This is a genomic window from Cryptosporangium minutisporangium (genome assembly GCF_039536245.1).
Classification (GTDB): Bacteria; Actinomycetota; Actinomycetes; order Mycobacteriales; family Cryptosporangiaceae; genus Cryptosporangium; species Cryptosporangium minutisporangium.
Window position 1 is genome coordinate 87947 of sequence record NZ_BAAAYN010000011.1, and the last position, 15687, is coordinate 103633.

General features: G+C 71.7%; 14 protein-coding genes. 7 read left to right on the forward strand and 7 right to left on the reverse strand.

Features of this window, described 5'->3' with window-relative positions:
• Positions 1-128 precede the first annotated feature (128 nt).
• Positions 129-1436, forward strand: a complete 1308-nt coding sequence (locus ABEB28_RS08665) for a M20/M25/M40 family metallo-hydrolase (RefSeq protein ID WP_345727455.1) — start codon at positions 129-131, stop codon at positions 1434-1436.
• On the opposite strand, the gene ABEB28_RS08670 is transcribed toward ABEB28_RS08665, so the two are convergent.
• The 5 genes from ABEB28_RS08670 to ABEB28_RS08690 are packed head-to-tail and all read right to left on the reverse strand — an operon-like array spanning position 1422 to position 7077.
• Positions 1422-2408, reverse strand: a complete 987-nt coding sequence (locus ABEB28_RS08670; protein WP_345727456.1) for a nucleoside hydrolase — start codon at positions 2406-2408, stop codon at positions 1422-1424. The two genes, ABEB28_RS08665 and ABEB28_RS08670, sit on opposite strands and share 15 nt — an antisense overlap.
• A complete protein-coding gene (locus tag ABEB28_RS08675) occupies positions 2405-3319 on the reverse strand; it encodes an ABC transporter permease (RefSeq protein WP_345727457.1) in 915 nt (304 codons plus the stop codon). Before ABEB28_RS08675 ends, ABEB28_RS08670 begins: the two co-directional genes overlap by 4 nt.
• Positions 3316-4401 carry an ABC transporter permease gene (locus ABEB28_RS08680; RefSeq protein ID WP_345727458.1) on the reverse strand — a complete coding sequence of 362 codons (1086 nt, stop codon included), beginning with the start codon at positions 4399-4401 and terminating at the stop codon, positions 3316-3318. Before ABEB28_RS08680 ends, ABEB28_RS08675 begins: the two co-directional genes overlap by 4 nt.
• Positions 4382-6040: an ABC transporter ATP-binding protein gene (locus tag ABEB28_RS08685; protein ID WP_345727459.1), complete on the reverse strand. Its 1659-nt coding sequence runs from the start codon at positions 6038-6040 to the stop codon at positions 4382-4384. Before ABEB28_RS08685 ends, ABEB28_RS08680 begins: the two co-directional genes overlap by 20 nt.
• Positions 6037-7077: a BMP family ABC transporter substrate-binding protein gene (locus tag ABEB28_RS08690; RefSeq protein WP_345727460.1), complete on the reverse strand. Its 1041-nt coding sequence runs from the start codon at positions 7075-7077 to the stop codon at positions 6037-6039. Before ABEB28_RS08690 ends, ABEB28_RS08685 begins: the two co-directional genes overlap by 4 nt.
• Positions 7078-7205: 128 nt before the next feature.
• Between ABEB28_RS08690 and ABEB28_RS08695 the strand changes: the two genes are divergently transcribed.
• Positions 7206-7940 carry a GntR family transcriptional regulator gene (locus ABEB28_RS08695; protein WP_345727461.1) on the forward strand — a complete coding sequence of 245 codons (735 nt, stop codon included), beginning with the start codon at positions 7206-7208 and terminating at the stop codon, positions 7938-7940.
• On the opposite strand, the gene ABEB28_RS08700 is transcribed toward ABEB28_RS08695, so the two are convergent.
• Positions 7937-9118: a GNAT family N-acetyltransferase gene (locus tag ABEB28_RS08700; RefSeq protein WP_345727462.1), complete on the reverse strand. Its 1182-nt coding sequence runs from the start codon at positions 9116-9118 to the stop codon at positions 7937-7939. The two genes, ABEB28_RS08695 and ABEB28_RS08700, sit on opposite strands and share 4 nt — an antisense overlap.
• 172 nt (positions 9119-9290) lie before the next feature.
• On the opposite strand from ABEB28_RS08700, the gene ABEB28_RS08705 reads away from it, so the two are divergent.
• The 4 genes from ABEB28_RS08705 (at position 9291) to ABEB28_RS08720 (ending at position 13753) form a co-directional block, all read left to right on the forward strand.
• Positions 9291-10010 carry a class I SAM-dependent DNA methyltransferase gene (locus ABEB28_RS08705; protein WP_345727463.1) on the forward strand — a complete coding sequence of 240 codons (720 nt, stop codon included), beginning with the start codon at positions 9291-9293 and terminating at the stop codon, positions 10008-10010.
• 161 nt (positions 10011-10171) lie between these two features.
• Positions 10172-11125, forward strand: a complete 954-nt coding sequence (locus ABEB28_RS08710) for a cyclase family protein (protein WP_345727464.1) — start codon at positions 10172-10174, stop codon at positions 11123-11125.
• Positions 11122-12777 (forward strand): class I adenylate-forming enzyme family protein, encoded by a 1656-nt coding sequence (locus ABEB28_RS08715; RefSeq protein ID WP_345727465.1) that lies wholly within the window; start codon positions 11122-11124, stop codon positions 12775-12777. The genes ABEB28_RS08710 and ABEB28_RS08715 overlap by 4 nt, the downstream gene beginning before the upstream one ends.
• A 52-nt stretch (positions 12778-12829) precedes the next feature.
• A complete protein-coding gene (locus tag ABEB28_RS08720; RefSeq protein ID WP_345727466.1) occupies positions 12830-13753 on the forward strand; it encodes a TIGR03564 family F420-dependent LLM class oxidoreductase in 924 nt (307 codons plus the stop codon).
• Here ABEB28_RS08720 and ABEB28_RS08725 read toward each other — a convergent pair.
• Positions 13726-15018, reverse strand: a complete 1293-nt coding sequence (locus ABEB28_RS08725; protein WP_345727467.1) for an MFS transporter — start codon at positions 15016-15018, stop codon at positions 13726-13728. The two genes, ABEB28_RS08720 and ABEB28_RS08725, sit on opposite strands and share 28 nt — an antisense overlap.
• A gap of 43 nt (positions 15019-15061) precedes the next feature.
• Here ABEB28_RS08725 and ABEB28_RS08730 point away from each other — a divergent pair, with 43 nt between their 5' ends.
• A complete protein-coding gene (locus ABEB28_RS08730) occupies positions 15062-15682 on the forward strand; it encodes an L-threonylcarbamoyladenylate synthase (protein ID WP_345727468.1) in 621 nt (206 codons plus the stop codon).
• The last annotated feature ends 5 nt before the right edge of the window (positions 15683-15687 follow it).

Consider the following 15687-nt stretch of genomic DNA (forward strand, 5'->3'; position numbering starts at 1 on the left):
TGCTATTGACCCAGTCAACGGCGGCGGATGCAAGACACCGGCGTCCGGACGTAGTCGACGTGCGCCGAAGGGTCAGCCCTTCCGATCGCCGTCGAACCGTCCGCGCCGACTCGCGTAGGTTCGAGTTCGTGAGCCGGCTGCGCGCTGTCGACGAGGTCGTGGCGCTCACCAGCGCGTTGATCCGGATCGACACCACGAACGTCGGCGATCCGCACGCGCCGGGCACCGAGCGGGCGGCCGCGGAGTACGTGGCCGGGATGCTCGCCGAGGTCGGCTACGACCCCACGTACGTCGAGTCCGGTGCGCCCGGCCGGGGCAACGTCGTCGTGCGGCTGCCCGGCAAGGACCCCAGCCGCGGTGCGCTGCTGGTGCACGGCCACCTCGACGTCGTTCCCGCGGACCCGGCGGAGTGGTCCGTGCACCCGTTCTCCGGCGAGGTCCGCGACGGTTACGTCTGGGGACGCGGCGCGGTCGACATGAAGGGCACGGTGGCCACCGCCCTCGCGCTCGCCCGGCAGTTCCGCCGCGAAGGCACCGCGCCACCGCGGGACCTGATCTTCGCGTTCCTCGCCGACGAGGAGGCAGGCGGACGCCTCGGCGCGCAGTGGCTGGTCGACCACCGGCCGGACCTGTTCGCCGGGGCCACCGAGGCGATCAGCGAGGTCGGCGGGTACTCGGTGACGCTCGGCGGCCACCGGGCCTACCTGATCCAGGTCGCGGAGAAGACGTCGTTCTGGCTCCGGCTGGCCGCCCACGGCGTACCCGGGCACGGCGCGCTGCTGCACCCGGACAACCCGATCGCCCGCCTCGCCGACGCGGTCGCGCGGCTCGACCGGCACCGGTTTCCGCTGCTGCTCACCGACCCGGTGCGCGGCTTCCTCACCGGCGCGGCCGACCTGCTCGGGAGCACGTTCGACCCGGACGATCCGGAGGCGACCGTCGCCCGTCTCGGACCGCTCGCCCGGCTGATCGGCGCGACCCTCCGCGACACCGCGAACGTCACGATGTTCCGGGCGGGCTACAAGTCGAACGTCGTGCCGTCGATCGCCACGGCCGAGATCGACTGCCGGGTGCTGCCCGGTCGCCTGTCCGCGTTCGAACAAGAGCTGGTCGACGTGCTGGGGCCCGGCATCGAGGCGGAGTGGCGCCACCTGCCGTCCTGGGAGACGACGTTCGACGGGCCGCTCGTCGACGCGATGACCCGCGCGGTGACCGCCGAGGACCCGGATGCCCGGCTGCTGCCGTACCTGCTCCCGGCGGCCACCGACGCGAAGGCGTTCGCCCGGCTCACCATCCGGACGTTCGGCTTCGCTCCGTTGCGGTTGCCGCCGGAGCTCGACTTCAGCGCGCTGTTCCACGGCGTCGACGAGCGCGTGCCCGTCGACGCCCTGGAGTTCGGCGTCCAGGTGCTGGAGCGGTTCCTACTGGACTGTTAGGCGGGCGTCCGCGTTGGCCATGACCTCGGTGAACTCGGCCAGGAACGCGGCCTGGTCGACGTCGAGCACGACGTGCGTGTCCGGCGTGTCGACCAGCGGGAACGCGGGAAGTTCCAATACCGCGGTGCGCATCAGCCGGGCGCGGACCGCGTAACCGTCGTCCCGCACGTTGACCGGCCCGTCGGCGGAGGCGCTGATCCACTCCGGGTGGAGGAGCAGGCCGGCCGCGAGCGGGTCGTGCGCCGAGCAGATCCGGCGACCCCACTTCTCCTGGTAGAAGTCCAGGTAGTAGCTGAGGATCGCGGTGCAGAACGACGTCACCGGGCCGGGCTGCGCGGCGAGCGTCGCGAGGAACCGCTCGTCGAGGATCGCTGGCGACGTGACGTTGACGCCGACCATGACCAGGTGGCCGCGCTCGGCGCCGAAGACCACCTCGGCGGCCTGCGGGTCGGCGTCCACGTTCGCGTCGACCTCGAGGATCGTGCCGGCCGGCTGGTACGGCCCGGAGCCGCCCATCACCACGACCGATCGGTACCGGGTGAGCACCAGCGGGTCGATCGCGATCGCGTCGGCGACGTTCGTCATCGCCCCGAGCACGAGCAGATCGACCTCGCCCGGCCGCTCCGCGGCGATCCGGACCAGCGCCTCGGCGGCCGGCTCGTCTCTCGGCGTGCTCGGAAGCTTCTGGATGCCGAGGTCGCCCAGGCCGTCGTGGCCGTGCACGCGGTGGGAGTACCGCGGTTCCTTGCCGCTGATCGGCCCTCGTCGTCCGAGGTGGATCGGCACGTCGGGGAGGCCGCACAGACCCAGCACGTGCCCGACGTTGATCGCCGAGTCGGCGGTCGAGCAGTTGCCGTGGGTGGCGGTACAGGCGACCAGCTCGACGCCGCCGACCGCCGCGAGGTAGACCAGCGTGAGCGCGTCGTCGATACCGGTGTCGGTGTCGACGACCACGGCGCGGCGGGAGTTCATCGGGTGCCTCCTGCAGGTACGGGGTTGCGTCGGGAAACGGCCGAGGTGAGCAGCAGCGCAATCAGTGTGATGACGTACGGGGCGGCGTCGGTGGCCTGCTGCGGAAGCCCGAGCCCCTGCAGCCGGAAGCCGAACGCCTCGGCGGCGCCGAACACGACGCAGGCCGCGAGGACGAGCCAGGGCCGCCCGCGGCCGAGCATGACCGCGACGACCGCCACCCAGCCCCGTCCGGCCGTCATCTGCTCGCTGAACAGCTGGACGTTGCCGAGAGCGAGCTGCGCACCGGCCAGGCCGCAGAGCGCACCGGCGACCAGAATCGCCGTCTGCTGGTACCGGGAGACGCGCACGCCGAGGCTGCGGGCGGCGTCCGGGTTCTCGCCGATGCCGCGCAGCCGGAGACCGGCCGGGTGCCTGGCCAGGAAGAAGCCGAGCGCCGGCACCGCCAGCAGGCTGAGCACGACGATCCAGCTGCTGCTCCGGAACACGTCGCCCAGGACCGGGATCGAGCCGACCCAGGTGTCGCCGAGCCGGGTCAGACCGGCCAGATCCGGGCTGCTGTACGTGCCGCTGGTGCCGAGCACCGAGCGGAGCAGGAAGCCGGTGAGGCCGACCGCGAGCAGGTTCGTGCCGATCGCGAGCACGATCGGGTCGGCGCGGAGCCGGATCGCGCCGATGGCCAGCACGAGCGCGGTGAGCACTCCCGCGCCGACGGCCGCCAGGACGCCGAGCAGCGCGCTGCCGGTTTTTGCGCTCACCGCCACCGCGGTGAAGCAGCCCAGCAGCATCTGGCCTTCCAGGCCGATGTTGAACACGCCGGCCCGCGCGCAGAGTGCACCACCGAGCGCGGCGAGCAGCACCGGGGCGAGCGCGATCAGGACCGCGGCGACGAACCCGAGCGTGAAGACGTTCACCGGGCACCTGCCCGGGTGCGGCTCCGGTACGCGCGCACCGCGACGATCAGCACGAACGTGATCACGACCGACGCCTGGATGATCGCGGTGAGCTGCCGGGGGATGCCGACGTCGCGCTCCATCCCGGTGCCCCCCACTTGGAGTGCGGTGAACAGAACCGAACCGGCGAGCAGCCCGGCGGGGCGCCCGGACGCGATCAGGGCGACCGTGACGCCGGTGAACGTGTAGCCGGGCGTGACCAGCGCGCCGTCGATGAACCGGTACGGCGGACCGGCCACGATCAGCGCCCCGGTGAGGCCCGCGACCGCTCCGCTGGCGGCGAGCGCGCCGGTGGCCCGGCGGCCGACGTCGATGCCCACGTACTGCCCGAAGCGGAGGTTCGCGCCGAGCGTCCGCAGTTGGAGACCGGTGCCGGTCCGGGCGTCGACGACCCAGTACGCGGCCAGCACCAGCACCGCGACGACCAGCCCGAGGTTGACGTAGGCGCTCACCGGCAGGGCGGGCAGGTGCATCGCGTCCGGCAGCCGGGGCGTCTGCGGGATGCCGGTGCCCTTGTCGGTCAGCGGGTAGCGGGCCAGATAGGACGCGAACGACACCGCGGGGAACCCGAGCAGGAGCGTCGAGATGATGACCGGCACGCGACCGTACCGGGCCAGCGGGACCGCGAGCGCCGCCCAGAGCGCCGCGGCGGCCGCACCGGCGACTGCGGCCACGCCGAAGCCGGCCAGCCCCCAGGAGGGGATCGCCATCGCGACCGCGGCGGCGGTGATGCCACCGAGCACGAGCTGGCCGTCCCCGCCGAGGTTGAACTCCCCCATCCGCAGCGGGATCGCGAAGCTCACCGCCATCCCGAGGATCGGCGCGAACGCGGCCGCCAGGTAGGGCAGGTTCGTGTCGAGCAGGACGCCGCGGACCAGGGCCTCGTACCCGGTGATCGGGTTCGTCCCGGCGGTGAGCAGCACGATCGCGCCGACGACGAGCGACGCCAGCAGCGCCGGTAACGCCGCCCCGGTCACGGCCCGTCCGCCGGCGCGGCGGAGCCTCGCGGCCACCGTCGGCCGGTCAGGCGCGAGCGTCGCCATCGGCGCGTCCTTCCTCCTCCGCGGCGGCCACGACCGCCGAACGTTCCGCCCCGGCCGGGTCGGCCGCGTGCGCCGGGTCGGCCGCGTGCGCCGGGTCGGCGGGGCCGGCCGGCTCCGTCGGCGGCGCGAGCGCGGCGGTCACGGCCGCGGCTCCGGCCGCGTTCGTCATCGCCGCACCGAGATGCTGTTCGGAGAGTTCGTCGCGCTCGAACGCGGCGACGAACCGGCCGTCCACCATCACGTGCACCCGGTCGGCCAGCGCGATCAGCTCGCTCAGTTCGTTCGAGACCAGCAGGACGCCGTGCCCGGCGGCACGGTAGGCCAGCAGCTCGCGGTGGATGTACTCGATCGCCCCGACGTCGACGCCCTGGGTCGGGTTCTCGGCGACCAGCAGCGGCGCGCGGTGCGCCAGCTCACGGGCGAGCACGACCTTCTGGGCGTTGCCGCCGGAGAGCGAAGCCATCGACGCGTCGGGCCCGGCGCCCCGCACGTCGTGCCGCGTCATCAGCTCGGCGGCGAAGCGGCGCAGCACCGCGGGCTTCAGCCAGCCTGTGCGGTAGTGGCCGACCACCAGGTTGTCCCGGATGCTCAGGCTCCGGGCGGACCCGACCGCACCCCGGTCTTCCGGCACGTACGCCAGTCCGGCGGCGCGGCGGCCCTGGACGTCGGCCCGGCTGACGTCCGCTCCCGCGATGCGGACCGTTCCGGACGCGGGCCGGAGGCCGACCGCGGCCTGCACCAGCTCGCTCTGGCCGTTGCCGGCGACTCCGGCGATCCCGACGATCTCTCCGGCCCGGACCTCGAGCCGCTCGCAGTGGACGGCCGCCCGCGTCCCCTCGGCCGGGATCCGCAGGTCCGTCACCTCGAGAACGGCGGAGCCGACCACGGCGGGCTCGTCGTTCGTCGCGGTCTCGATGTCCCGCCCGGTCATCGCCTGGGCGAGGGCCGCCGGCGTGGTGGACGCGGTCTCCATCGACGCGACGACCGCGCCCTGCCGCAGCACCGTGACCCGGTCGCTGACCTGCATCACTTCGTCCAGCTTGTGGGTGACCAGGACGATCGCCGTACCCTGCGCGGCGAGTCGGCGGACCGAGGTGAACAGCAGCGCGGTCTCGGCCGGGGTGAGGACCGCGGTCGGCTCGTCCAGGATCAGCACGTCGGCGCCACGGTAGAGCGCCTTGAAGATCTCGACCTGCTGGCGCAGCCCCATCGGCAGCGTGCCGACCGCCGCGGTCGGCGAGAGCGGCGACCCGTACTCCTCGACCAGCGCGCCGACCCGCTCCCGGGCCCGGCGCCGGTCGAGGAGCCCGCGCCGCGTCGGCTCGGCGCCGTAGATCACGTTGTCGGTGACCGACAGGCTCTCGAAGAGCTGGAAGTGCTGGTGGACCATGCCGATACCGGCCGCGATCGCGTCCCGCGGTGAGTCGAAGCGGACGTCGGTGCCGCGCGCGACGATGCGTCCGGCGTCCGGGCGCGCGCTGCCGTAGAGCACCGACATCAGCGTCGACTTGCCCGCGCCGTTCTCGCCGACGACCGCGTGCACCTCGCCGGCCCGCAGTTCCAGGTCGACGTCGTCGTTGGCCACCACCCGGCCGAACCGTTTGGTGATCCCGGCGAGGTGCACGCGGACCTCGGTCATGCGGCCGCGGGGTCCTTCACGACGAGCTTTCCGGAGACGATCTGGTCGCGGACTTCCTTGACCTTCGCGAGCACGTCCGGGTGCTGGGTGATGACGCAGCCGGACGACGCCGCGTCGTCCTCCAGGCCGGTCAGGCCGACGCCGTTCTCCTTCAGGCCGTACTCCGTGACGCCACCGGGCTTACCGTCGAAGACTGCCTTGACCGCGTTCTCGATCGCGACGTCGACCCGCTTGGTCGCGTTGTCGACGACGACGCCGGGCGCCTCGCCGCACTGGTTGACGTCGACGCCGAACGCGAAGAAGCCGCCGGCCTTCGCGGCCTGGAAGACGCCGGTGTTGCCCGCCGAGGCGGCCGCCATCACGTAGTCGACGCCCTTCTGGGCCAGCGTGTCGGCCTGGGCGTTGGCCCGCGCCGGGTCGCTGAACGGGTTGTTGCCGCCGACGAACAGCGGGCTGAACGTCGTCTTGGGGTTCACCGACTTCGCGCCCTCGCCGAACGGGTCGGTCCAGCGGTGGATGAACGGTGAGTCGAGCGCGGCGACCGCGCCGATCGCGTTCTTCTTGGTCAGCAGCCCGGCCTCGACGCCGGCCAGGTACACCGCCTCGTACTCCTTGAACCGGGCGCAGGTGAGGTTCTTCGCGGGGTTCTCCGGGCACGAGTCGACCTGGAGGAACTGCTGGTCGGGGTTGTCGACCGGCGCGGTCTTCATCAGGTCGTCGAAGCTGAAGCTGATCGTCACGATGAGCTTCGGCTTGAGGTCGATCGCGGCCTGCAGGTTCTGCGAGATGCTCGTCGGGTCGGTGCTCTCGTAGACCTTGACGTCGGCGTCCTGCGCCTTCGCCGCGGCCTTCGAGCCCTCCACCGAGAGCTTGAGGAACTCGTTGACGCCGACCGGGTTCGGGGTGATGACGACGATCAGCGGCTTGTCCCCGGACGCTCCGGAGTCGCTGGAAGAGCTGCAGCCAGTGGCGGCGAACGCCGTGAGGGCAGCGCCCAGCCCGAGGGCCAACAACTTGGCGTGACGACGTGACCGCATTCCAGAGTTCTCCTACCAGCAGTATGGGTTATGCGTCCGGCAGCATACGGATTCGATCAGTGATTGAACAACTGAAGGAGTCCACGAATCGCTAGGCTAACGTGCGTACGGTTTCCGCAGGTAGGAGTGTGATCATCGCCAGACGTCCGGTGCGCGCCACCGCGCTCCCCGAGGTGATCGCCGCCTCTTTACGCGAGCGCGTCGGAGCCGAGTGGTCGACCGGCGACCAGCTGCCGAGCGAGGCCGAGCTCGCCGCCGAGTACCAGGTCAGCCGGCACACGATGCGAGCGTCGCTGCTGCAGTTGCAGCGCGCCGGCCTGCTGGAGACCCGGCACGGTTCGGGGACCTACGTCACCCGGTACAACTCGTCGATCCGGGCCGGCCTGCAGGAACTCCGGTCGCTGCACGACCTGATCGCGCAGCAGGGGCATCGTCCCGGAGCCACGTACCGGCTGCGCCACCGTCGACCGGTGACGCCCGAGGAGGCACGGCGGCTGGAGCGCGGCCCGACCGCCGAGGTGTTCGAGATCGAGCGCGAGATCACCTCGGACGACCGGACCGTGGCGTTCGACTACTCGGTCGTGGCCACAGACGTGCTACCCGACGACCTCACGGCCGAGGACCTGACCGGGTCGATCTTCGAGCGGTTCGCGCGCGTCAACGCGCTGCCGGAGCGAGCGGTCTGCCAGGTCCGGGCCGTGCTCGACGGCGGCATCGGGTGGGGTGCCGGACGCAGCCCGAGCGGGCTGTACCTGCTGCTCGACCAGGTGCAGTACCTACCCGGTGGTCGACCGCTCTCCTGGTCGAAGATCTACTTCCTCGACGACGGCTTCGACTTCCTGATCGTCCGCCACGGCACCTAGAAGATCGTGCCGGAGTGGGGCGCCCGCGGCGTGGCGAAGAGGTCGTCGGCCCTGGTCAGCGCGCCCGGGGTGTGTTCGGCGACCCGGCCGGCGAGCGCGAGCTGCCACCAGCGGGTGCCGCCGAGGTAGACCGCGGCCAGCGCGGCGACGTCGAGGCTGAGATCGGCCGGGTCGTCGGTGCGGCTGCCGTCGAGCCGGTAACGGCCGGTGTTCGCCGGGAGGACGTCGTCGGTGACCTCGATCGTGACCGGGGCCGCATCGGAGTAGCTGCGGGCGGCGAGCGCCGCGCCGACGTCCACCAGCCGCAGCCACGTCTCGTCCCGGATGCTGCCCACCGTGACCGCGCGGCGGTCGCGGAACAACGTCGGCAGCGGGTCGTCGACCGGACGGCCGCCGAGCACGATCGTGTCGACCAAGTCGACGCGCAGCAGGTACTGCAGCAGTCCGGCGTAGGCCTCCGGCGTGTGCGCCACGAGATCGTCGACGACGATCGTCCGCTCGGCGCCGCTCCACCACTCCGCGGTGTTCACCGGATGGAAGACCAGGTAGCCGTCCTCCGCCCCCTCCGGACCGTGGACGGCCAGCTGAGCGCCCGGCCCCGGCCGGTGCGACACCCACCACTGATCGGCCCGCCGCACCGCACCGACCCACCCGGCCGCGGCGTAGATCTCCGGCAGCAGCTCGCCGGCCTCGCCGACCTCCACCAGCCGCACCGGGCCACCGGTCGGCACCGACTCCCGCAGCACCGCCCGCCGCCGGGCGATCCGGTACTCCGCCGAGCAGCTCGCCACCCCGTACCCGAAGCGCTCGTAGATCACCGCCTCCGACGCACGCAGCGTCGCCACCGGCTCACCCCGGGCCGCGATGTCCTCGAGCTGCCGCGAGACCAGCCCGGTGACGATCCCCCGGCGAGTGTGCGTGGGCAGCACGCCGATGTGCGTCACCGCGGCGTGCGGCAGCCGCCGCCCACCGGGGACCACCAGCCAACCGGTGTACGAGTCCGCGCCCCCGACGATCGCACCGTCCACGACCGCGCCCAGGTACCGCCCCGGCTCCAGGACCTCCGCCGGATCCGCGTCGAGCATCGCCGGCGGCAGTCCGACCATCGCCTTCAAGAACGTCCGGAGCGCACGCCCGGACTCCTCCGGGTGGCGCAACGGGCGGATCTCCACGGACATCAGGGCTCCCAGGTCGGTCGGGCGCTGGTCATCGAGGGAACTCTGCCTCGCGAAAGTTGCGGATCCCGAGCCGGGGAAGGGCGTCGGCCGCGAAGGTGGTGAGCCTGAGCACTGCGCGAGCGCAGCGGTAAACGGTTCGGAGCGCGGCCCCGGCGGGAGTACGGTGCCGACCGTGGAGGACGGATACTTCGGGGAGAGCGTCGCGGCCGACTACGACGATCCGGGGAGCGCGGAGTTCCACCCCGAGGTCGTCGGCGCCACCGTCGACGTGCTGGCCGACCTCGCCGCCGGCGGCCCGGCGCTGGAGTTCGCGATCGGCACCGGCCGGATCGCGCTCCCGCTCGCCGCCAGGGGCGTCCCGGTCCACGGCATCGAGCTGTCCCGCGCGATGGTCGCTCGTCTGCGCGCGAAGCCGGGCGGCGACGACATCCCGGTGACGATCGGCGACATGACGTCCGCTCGGGTCGAGGGCTCGTTCGCGCTCGGGTACCTCGTCTTCAACACGATCATGAACCTGACCACGCAGGCGGCTCAGGTCGCGTGCTTCCGCAACGCCGCCGCGCACTTGGCTCCCGGCGGCCGTTTCGTCGTCGAGGTCGGCGTTCCGGGTCTGCGGCTGCTGCCACCCGGCCAGACGATGGTGCCGTTCCTCGACGAGCCCGACCGCTGGGCTTTCGACCGCTACGACACCGCGACCCAGGCGATGAGCTCCAACTACGTCGGGCCGGGCGAGTTCCGCTCGATCCCGTTCCGGTACGTGTGGCCGGCCGAGCTGGACCTGATGGCCGAACTCGCCGGTCTCCGACCGCTGCACCGCTGGGACGACTGGGACCGGCGCCCGTTCACGAGCGAGAGCACGAAGCACGTCTCGGTCTGGGAGCGACCCGCATAGGCATGCGGAGGTGACGTCGAGCCGCTCCGGCGCATCGCGACCTGAGTTGTTCGGTCACCGGGATACCCGATTGCCCGTTTCGTTGACAGCGCGAAACAGGCGTGTGACGGTGAGATGCGTTTGGAGTCAGCCGTCTCACCGTCGAGACCGGAGGGTGCCCGATGACCGACGTCCCCGCGATGACCGACCTGCTGCGCGATACGCCATCCAACTGGGGCCGGTGGGGTGACGACGACGAGGTCGGCGCACTCAACCACCTCACCGCCGCCGAGGTTCTCCGCGGCGCCGCTCACATCCGCTCCGGAACGGTCTTCACGCTGCAGCGCCTGATCGGTCACCCCCAGGGCGACCCGGTCTGGCCGGGCCGGGCGCCGGCGAAGCGGACGATGCTGCTCGACGAGTCCACCTGGGACACCGACGAGGCGCCGACGTTCCCCGGCGGCCTGCACTACGCCGACGACAAGATCGACGCGTTCCTCCAGGGTTCGACGCAGTACGACGCGCTCGGTCACGTCTGGTACGACGGCAAAATCTGGAACGGCTACGACGCCCGCACGACCGTCGGGGGACTGGACAAGGCCAGCGTGCAGCCGATCGCCGAGCGCGGCGTCGTCGGCCGGGGTGTCCTGCTCGACATGGCCCGGTTCCGGGGCAAGGAGAACCTCGACAAGGCGGAGACGTTCACCCACACCGACCTGGAGGAGTGCGCGGCCAAGCAGGGCCACACGATCGAGCCCCACGACATCGTGATCATCCGGACCAACTTCCTGCGCCTCTTCTACGAGCAGGGCGAGGCGTTCTACGACGGGTTCTGCGAGCCGGGGCTGACCTACTCCCCCGAACTGGTCCGCTGGTTCCAGGAGAAGGAGATCCCGAATCTGGTGACCGACACGATCGCGAACGAGGTCACCACCGACCCGGTCTCGGGCGTCGCGTTGCCGTTGCACTGCGCGCTCATGCGTGACCTCGGCATCGCGCTGACCGAGATCTGCGACCTGGAGAAGCTCGCCGCGAGCTGCGCCGAGGACCGGCAGTACACGTTCCTCTACGTCGCGGCCCCGCTGAAGGTGGCACGCGCCACCGGCGCGCCGGTCAACCCCGTGGCGATCAAATGAGCGGTTACGGCGACCGGCCGTGGCTCGCGCAGTACGGGGAAGACAGACCGGCCGATCTGGTTCCGGACCACGCGACGATGCTCGACCTCTTCCGCGCCTCGGTGGCCAAAGCACCGGCCACCGAGGTGATCCGGTACTTCGACGGCGTCCTCACGCTGGCGGAGGTCGACCGGGCGTCGGACGCCCTCGCGGTCGCCCTGCTCGACCGCGGATTCGGCGCGGGCGACCGGCTGGCGCTGTACCTGCAGAACAACCCGGCGTTCGTGATCGGTCTGCTGGCCGCCTGGAAGACCGGCGGCATCGCGGTGGCGATCAACCCGATGAACAAGCACCGCGAACTCACGTACCTGCTCGCCGACTCGGGAGCCACCGCGCTGCTCTGCCTGGACGATCTCTATTCCGACGTCGGGCGAACGGTGGTCGCGTCCGGGGACACCGCCGTCCGGCTGGTGATCACCGCGTCCGCGCTGGACTGGCAGCAGCGCGTGGACCCACGGCTGTTCGCCCACGTCGTGAAGCCGGTGGTGGAGGACGCGCTCGACCTGGTCGACCTACTCGACCAGCACGAGGGCCAGTCTCCCCCACTGGCGGACCCGGCCCCCGACGACGTCGCGGTGCTCAGTTACACGTCGGGGACGACCGGCGTGCCGAAGGGTGCGATGAACACCCACCGCACGCTGGCGTTCAACAGCCAGACCTACCGGGACTGGATGGCGCTGACGCCCGCGGACCGCGTGCTGGGCGTCGCGCCGCTGTTCCACATCACCGGCCTCGTCGGGCACGTCGGGATCGCGCTGCTCGTCCCCTGTCCGCTGATCCTCGCCCACCGGTTCCACCCCGGCGTGGTGCTGGACGCGATCCGCGAGCACCGGCCGACGTTCACCGTCGCCGCGATTCCGGTGTTCATCAGCCTCGCCGACCAGCCGGACGCCACGCGGGAGGACTTCGCGTCGCTGACGATCGCCTACTCCGGGGGCGCTCCGATCGCGCCGGCCGTCCGGGACCGGCTGCGGACGAGAACCGGGCTGGAGATCCACAACATCTACGGGCTGACCGAGACGAACTCGCCCTCGCACGCGGTGCCGTACGGCGCGGCGGCGCCGGTGGACCCCGCGTCCGGCGCACTCTCGATCGGCGTCCCGGTGTTCAACACCGTCGTCCGCATCCTCGGCGACGACGGCGAGGAGGCTGAGGTCGGCGAGGTCGGGGAGATCGCGATCCGCGGCCCGCAGGTGGTGCCGGGGTACTGGAACAAGCCGGACGCGACCGCGGAGGCGATCCCGGGCGGCGAGCTCCGGACCGGCGACGTCGGCTTCATGGACCCGGACGGATGGTTCTACCTGGTCGACCGGAAGAAGGACATGATCAACGCCGCCGGGTACAAGGTCTGGCCGCGCGAGGTCGAGGACGTGCTCTACACGCATCCGGCGGTGCGCGAGGCGGCCGTGGTCGGAGTGCCGGACGCCTACCGCGGCGAGACCGTCAAGGCGTTCGTGTCGCTGCTGCCCGGGAAGTCGGCGAGCCCCGCCGAGCTGGTCGAGTTCTGCCGACAGAACATGGCCGCGTACAAGTACCCGCGCACGGTCGAGCTGGTCGACGAGCTGCCGAAGACCACGACCGGCAAGATCCTGCGCCGGGAGCTGCGCGAATAACCCTGTAATCCGGTCGGGAATAGGGATCACACGGCGGCGGTTGGCCCGGGACATGAGGCTCGGCATCGCGATCAACGTCACCGACCCGTCGGTTCCGAACTATGTGGACGGCGCTCTCGCGCACGCTCGCGCCGCCCGCGAGGCGGGGCTGCGGTCGGTCTGGTTCGGACAGCGTTTCGACTACGACGCCACCACGCTGGCGACCGTGGTCGGCCGGGAACTGCCCGAGCTGCGGGTCGGTACGTCGGCGATACCCGTGTTCGGGCGACAGCCCCTGCTGGTGGCCGCCCAGGCCCAGGTGGCGCAGGCCGCGACCGGGGGCCGGTTCCAGCTCGGTCTCGGGCTGGGCGCGAAGGATCTCGTCGAGCCGACGTTCGGGATCGCCTACGACCGGCCGATCGCACTGCTCCGGGAGTTCCTCACCGCGATCGGCACCCTGCTGAGCACCGGGACCGCCGACTTCCACGGAGAGCGGGTCACCGCCGCCCCACCGTGGCCGATCACCCTGCCCGGCGCCACGCCGCCGCCGCTCCTGGTCGCGGCGATGGGCCCGCAGGCGCTCCGGGCGGCCGGCGAGTTGGCCGACGGCACGCTGCCGTTCCTCGCCGGCCCGCGGACGCTCGCCGAGGAGATCGTGCCGACGATCACCGCGGCGGCCACCCGGGCCGGGCGGCCGGCTCCGCGAATCGTCGCGTTCGTGCCGGGCGGTCTGGCGTCCGACGTCGACGCCGCCCGCGCGGCCGCCGCCGACCAGCTCGCGTTCTACGATCGGGTGCCGTCCTACCAGCGGGTCGTCGAGCGAGAAGGCCTTCGCAGGTCGGCCGAGCTGGCCGTCCTCGGCGACGAGAAGGTGGTCGGGGACGCCGTCCGGCGGTACCGGGACGCGGGGGCGACCGAGGTCGTCTTCACGCAGACCGACCTCGCCGGCGCCGCCGACCAGCAGCGCACCTACGCGCTCCTGGGGTCGCTCCGCTGAACAGCTCCCCGCCACGCGTACAGTCCGGCGGCGAGCGTGCCGACGCAGAGCAGCGCGGCGCTCACCCCCAGCGACCAGTGGACGCCGAGCACCGCCCCGAGCAGGCCGACCGTGATGCCGCTGCCGAAACGCAGGCCGTTCGCCGCGGTCCCGTACACGCCGACGACCCGCCCCCGGTCGGCCGCGGGCGCCTCCAGCTGGACGATCGTCTGCCCGATCGACATCGCGGCGAGGTTCGCGACGCCACCCACCACGAGCATCAGCAGCGCGAGCAGGTAGTTGCCGGTCACCGCGAACACACACGTCGTGGCGCCGTAGACCAGCGTGCTGATCACCGCTGCCCGGACGCTGGGCCGCACCCAGCCGGTGGCCTCCAGCACGACGCCGCCGACCACCCCGCCGACGCCGTTGGCGAAGAGCAGCACACCGTACGCACTGCCTTCGCTGCCGGCGCCGAGGTCCTGCGCGAATATCGGCATCGCCGACTGGAGCGACGCCCCGACGAAGAACGAACCGAGGCCGCCGAGCACGATCATGCTGACCAGCGTGTGGTTGTCGCGCACGTCCCGCAGCACGCGTACCGAATCGACCAGCCCCACCCGCGCCCGCTCGACCAGGCCGCCGTCTCGCGTGTGGCCGGTGAACTTCGTCCGGAACAGGAACACCGTCAGCGGCAGGTAGAACAGGACGTTGGCGAAGATGCCCGCGGTCGGACCGAGCCCGAGCAACAGCGCCGAGCCGACGACCGGGCCGAACAGGATGCCCAGGCTGCGGAACGTCGCGTTCAGCCGGACCGCGCTCGGCAGCTCCTCGTCCCCCACGAAATCGTGCAGCATCAGCTGCTCGCCCGGCCCCCACAGCGCACCGGCGAGCCCGTGCAGGACGAGCAGCAGGCAGGCGCTCCAGACCTGCAGCATGTCGGTGAGGAACAGGACACCCCAGGCCACCGAGACCAGCATGAACAACGCCTGCGCGGCCTGGATGACCCGGCGGCAGTCGAACCGGTCCGCGAGACCGCCGAAGTACACCGAGAAGAACAGGAACGGCAGCCAGTGGCTGATCACCTGGAAGCCGGCGAGCGCCGGGGATCGGAACTGCTCCCAGAGCACCCAGTACGTGATGACGTGCTCGATGTTGTCCGCCATCATCGCCAGCGCGGCACCGATCAGGTACGGGCGGCAATCGCGGTTCCGCAGTGCGGCGAACCGGGGTGGGGCTTTCGTGGGTCGGGGGCCGTGACCCGGGACTGCACACGCGGAACACATGGCCCTCACGCTAACCGGGGCCTCACCGCCTAGGCTCCCTGCCATGGCCCGGTTCATCGACGTTCATCCGGTCAATCCCCAGCCGCGCGCGATCAACCAGATCGTGGCGCTCATCCGCGACGGTGGGCTGATCGCGTACCCGACCGACTCCTGCTACGCGCTCGGCTGTCAGGTCGGCAACCGCGACGGGCTCGACCGGATCAAGGAGATCCGCAAGCTCGACGACCGGCACCACTTCACGCTCGTCTGTCGTGACTTCGCCCAGCTCGGTCAGTTCGTGCAGGTGAGCAACACGGTGTTCCGGTTGGTCAAGGCGTCGACGCCGGGGCCCTACACGTTCATCCTGCCGGCCACCAAGGAAGTACCGCGCCGGCTGCTGCACGCGAAGAAGAAGACCGTCGGCGTCCGGATCTGTGACAACGCGGTCACCCAGGCGCTCCTGGCGGAGCTGGGCGAACCGCTGCTGTCGACGACGCTGACGCTGCCCGGCGACGACGGGCCGCTGACCCTGGCGTGGGAGATCCAGGACCGCCTCGACCACCAGATCGACGCGGTGGTGGACGCCGGGGAGTGCGGTATGGAGCCCACGACCGTCGTCGACCTCTCCGGCGACGAGCCCGAGGTGCTCCGCCGCGGCGCCGGGGACGCCTCCCGCTTCGAGTAGTCCGC

Coding starts and splice junctions, on each gene's coding strand:
- ABEB28_RS08700 (WP_345727462.1), bottom strand. CDS start 9,118: ATGTCCGTGGAGATCCGCCCGTTGCGCCACCCGGAGGAGTCCGGGCGT.
- ABEB28_RS08680 (WP_345727458.1), bottom strand. CDS start 4,401: ATGGCGACGCTCGCGCCTGACCGGCCGACGGTGGCCGCGAGGCTCCGC.
- ABEB28_RS08730 (WP_345727468.1), top strand. CDS start 15,062: ATGGCCCGGTTCATCGACGTTCATCCGGTCAATCCCCAGCCGCGCGCG.
- ABEB28_RS08710 (WP_345727464.1), top strand. CDS start 10,172: ATGACCGACGTCCCCGCGATGACCGACCTGCTGCGCGATACGCCATCC.
- ABEB28_RS08725 (WP_345727467.1), bottom strand. CDS start 15,018: ATGTGTTCCGCGTGTGCAGTCCCGGGTCACGGCCCCCGACCCACGAAA.
- ABEB28_RS08670 (WP_345727456.1), bottom strand. CDS start 2,408: ATGAACTCCCGCCGCGCCGTGGTCGTCGACACCGACACCGGTATCGAC.
- ABEB28_RS08715 (WP_345727465.1), top strand. CDS start 11,122: ATGAGCGGTTACGGCGACCGGCCGTGGCTCGCGCAGTACGGGGAAGAC.
- ABEB28_RS08720 (WP_345727466.1), top strand. CDS start 12,830: ATGAGGCTCGGCATCGCGATCAACGTCACCGACCCGTCGGTTCCGAAC.
- ABEB28_RS08690 (WP_345727460.1), bottom strand. CDS start 7,077: ATGCGGTCACGTCGTCACGCCAAGTTGTTGGCCCTCGGGCTGGGCGCT.
- ABEB28_RS08685 (WP_345727459.1), bottom strand. CDS start 6,040: ATGACCGAGGTCCGCGTGCACCTCGCCGGGATCACCAAACGGTTCGGC.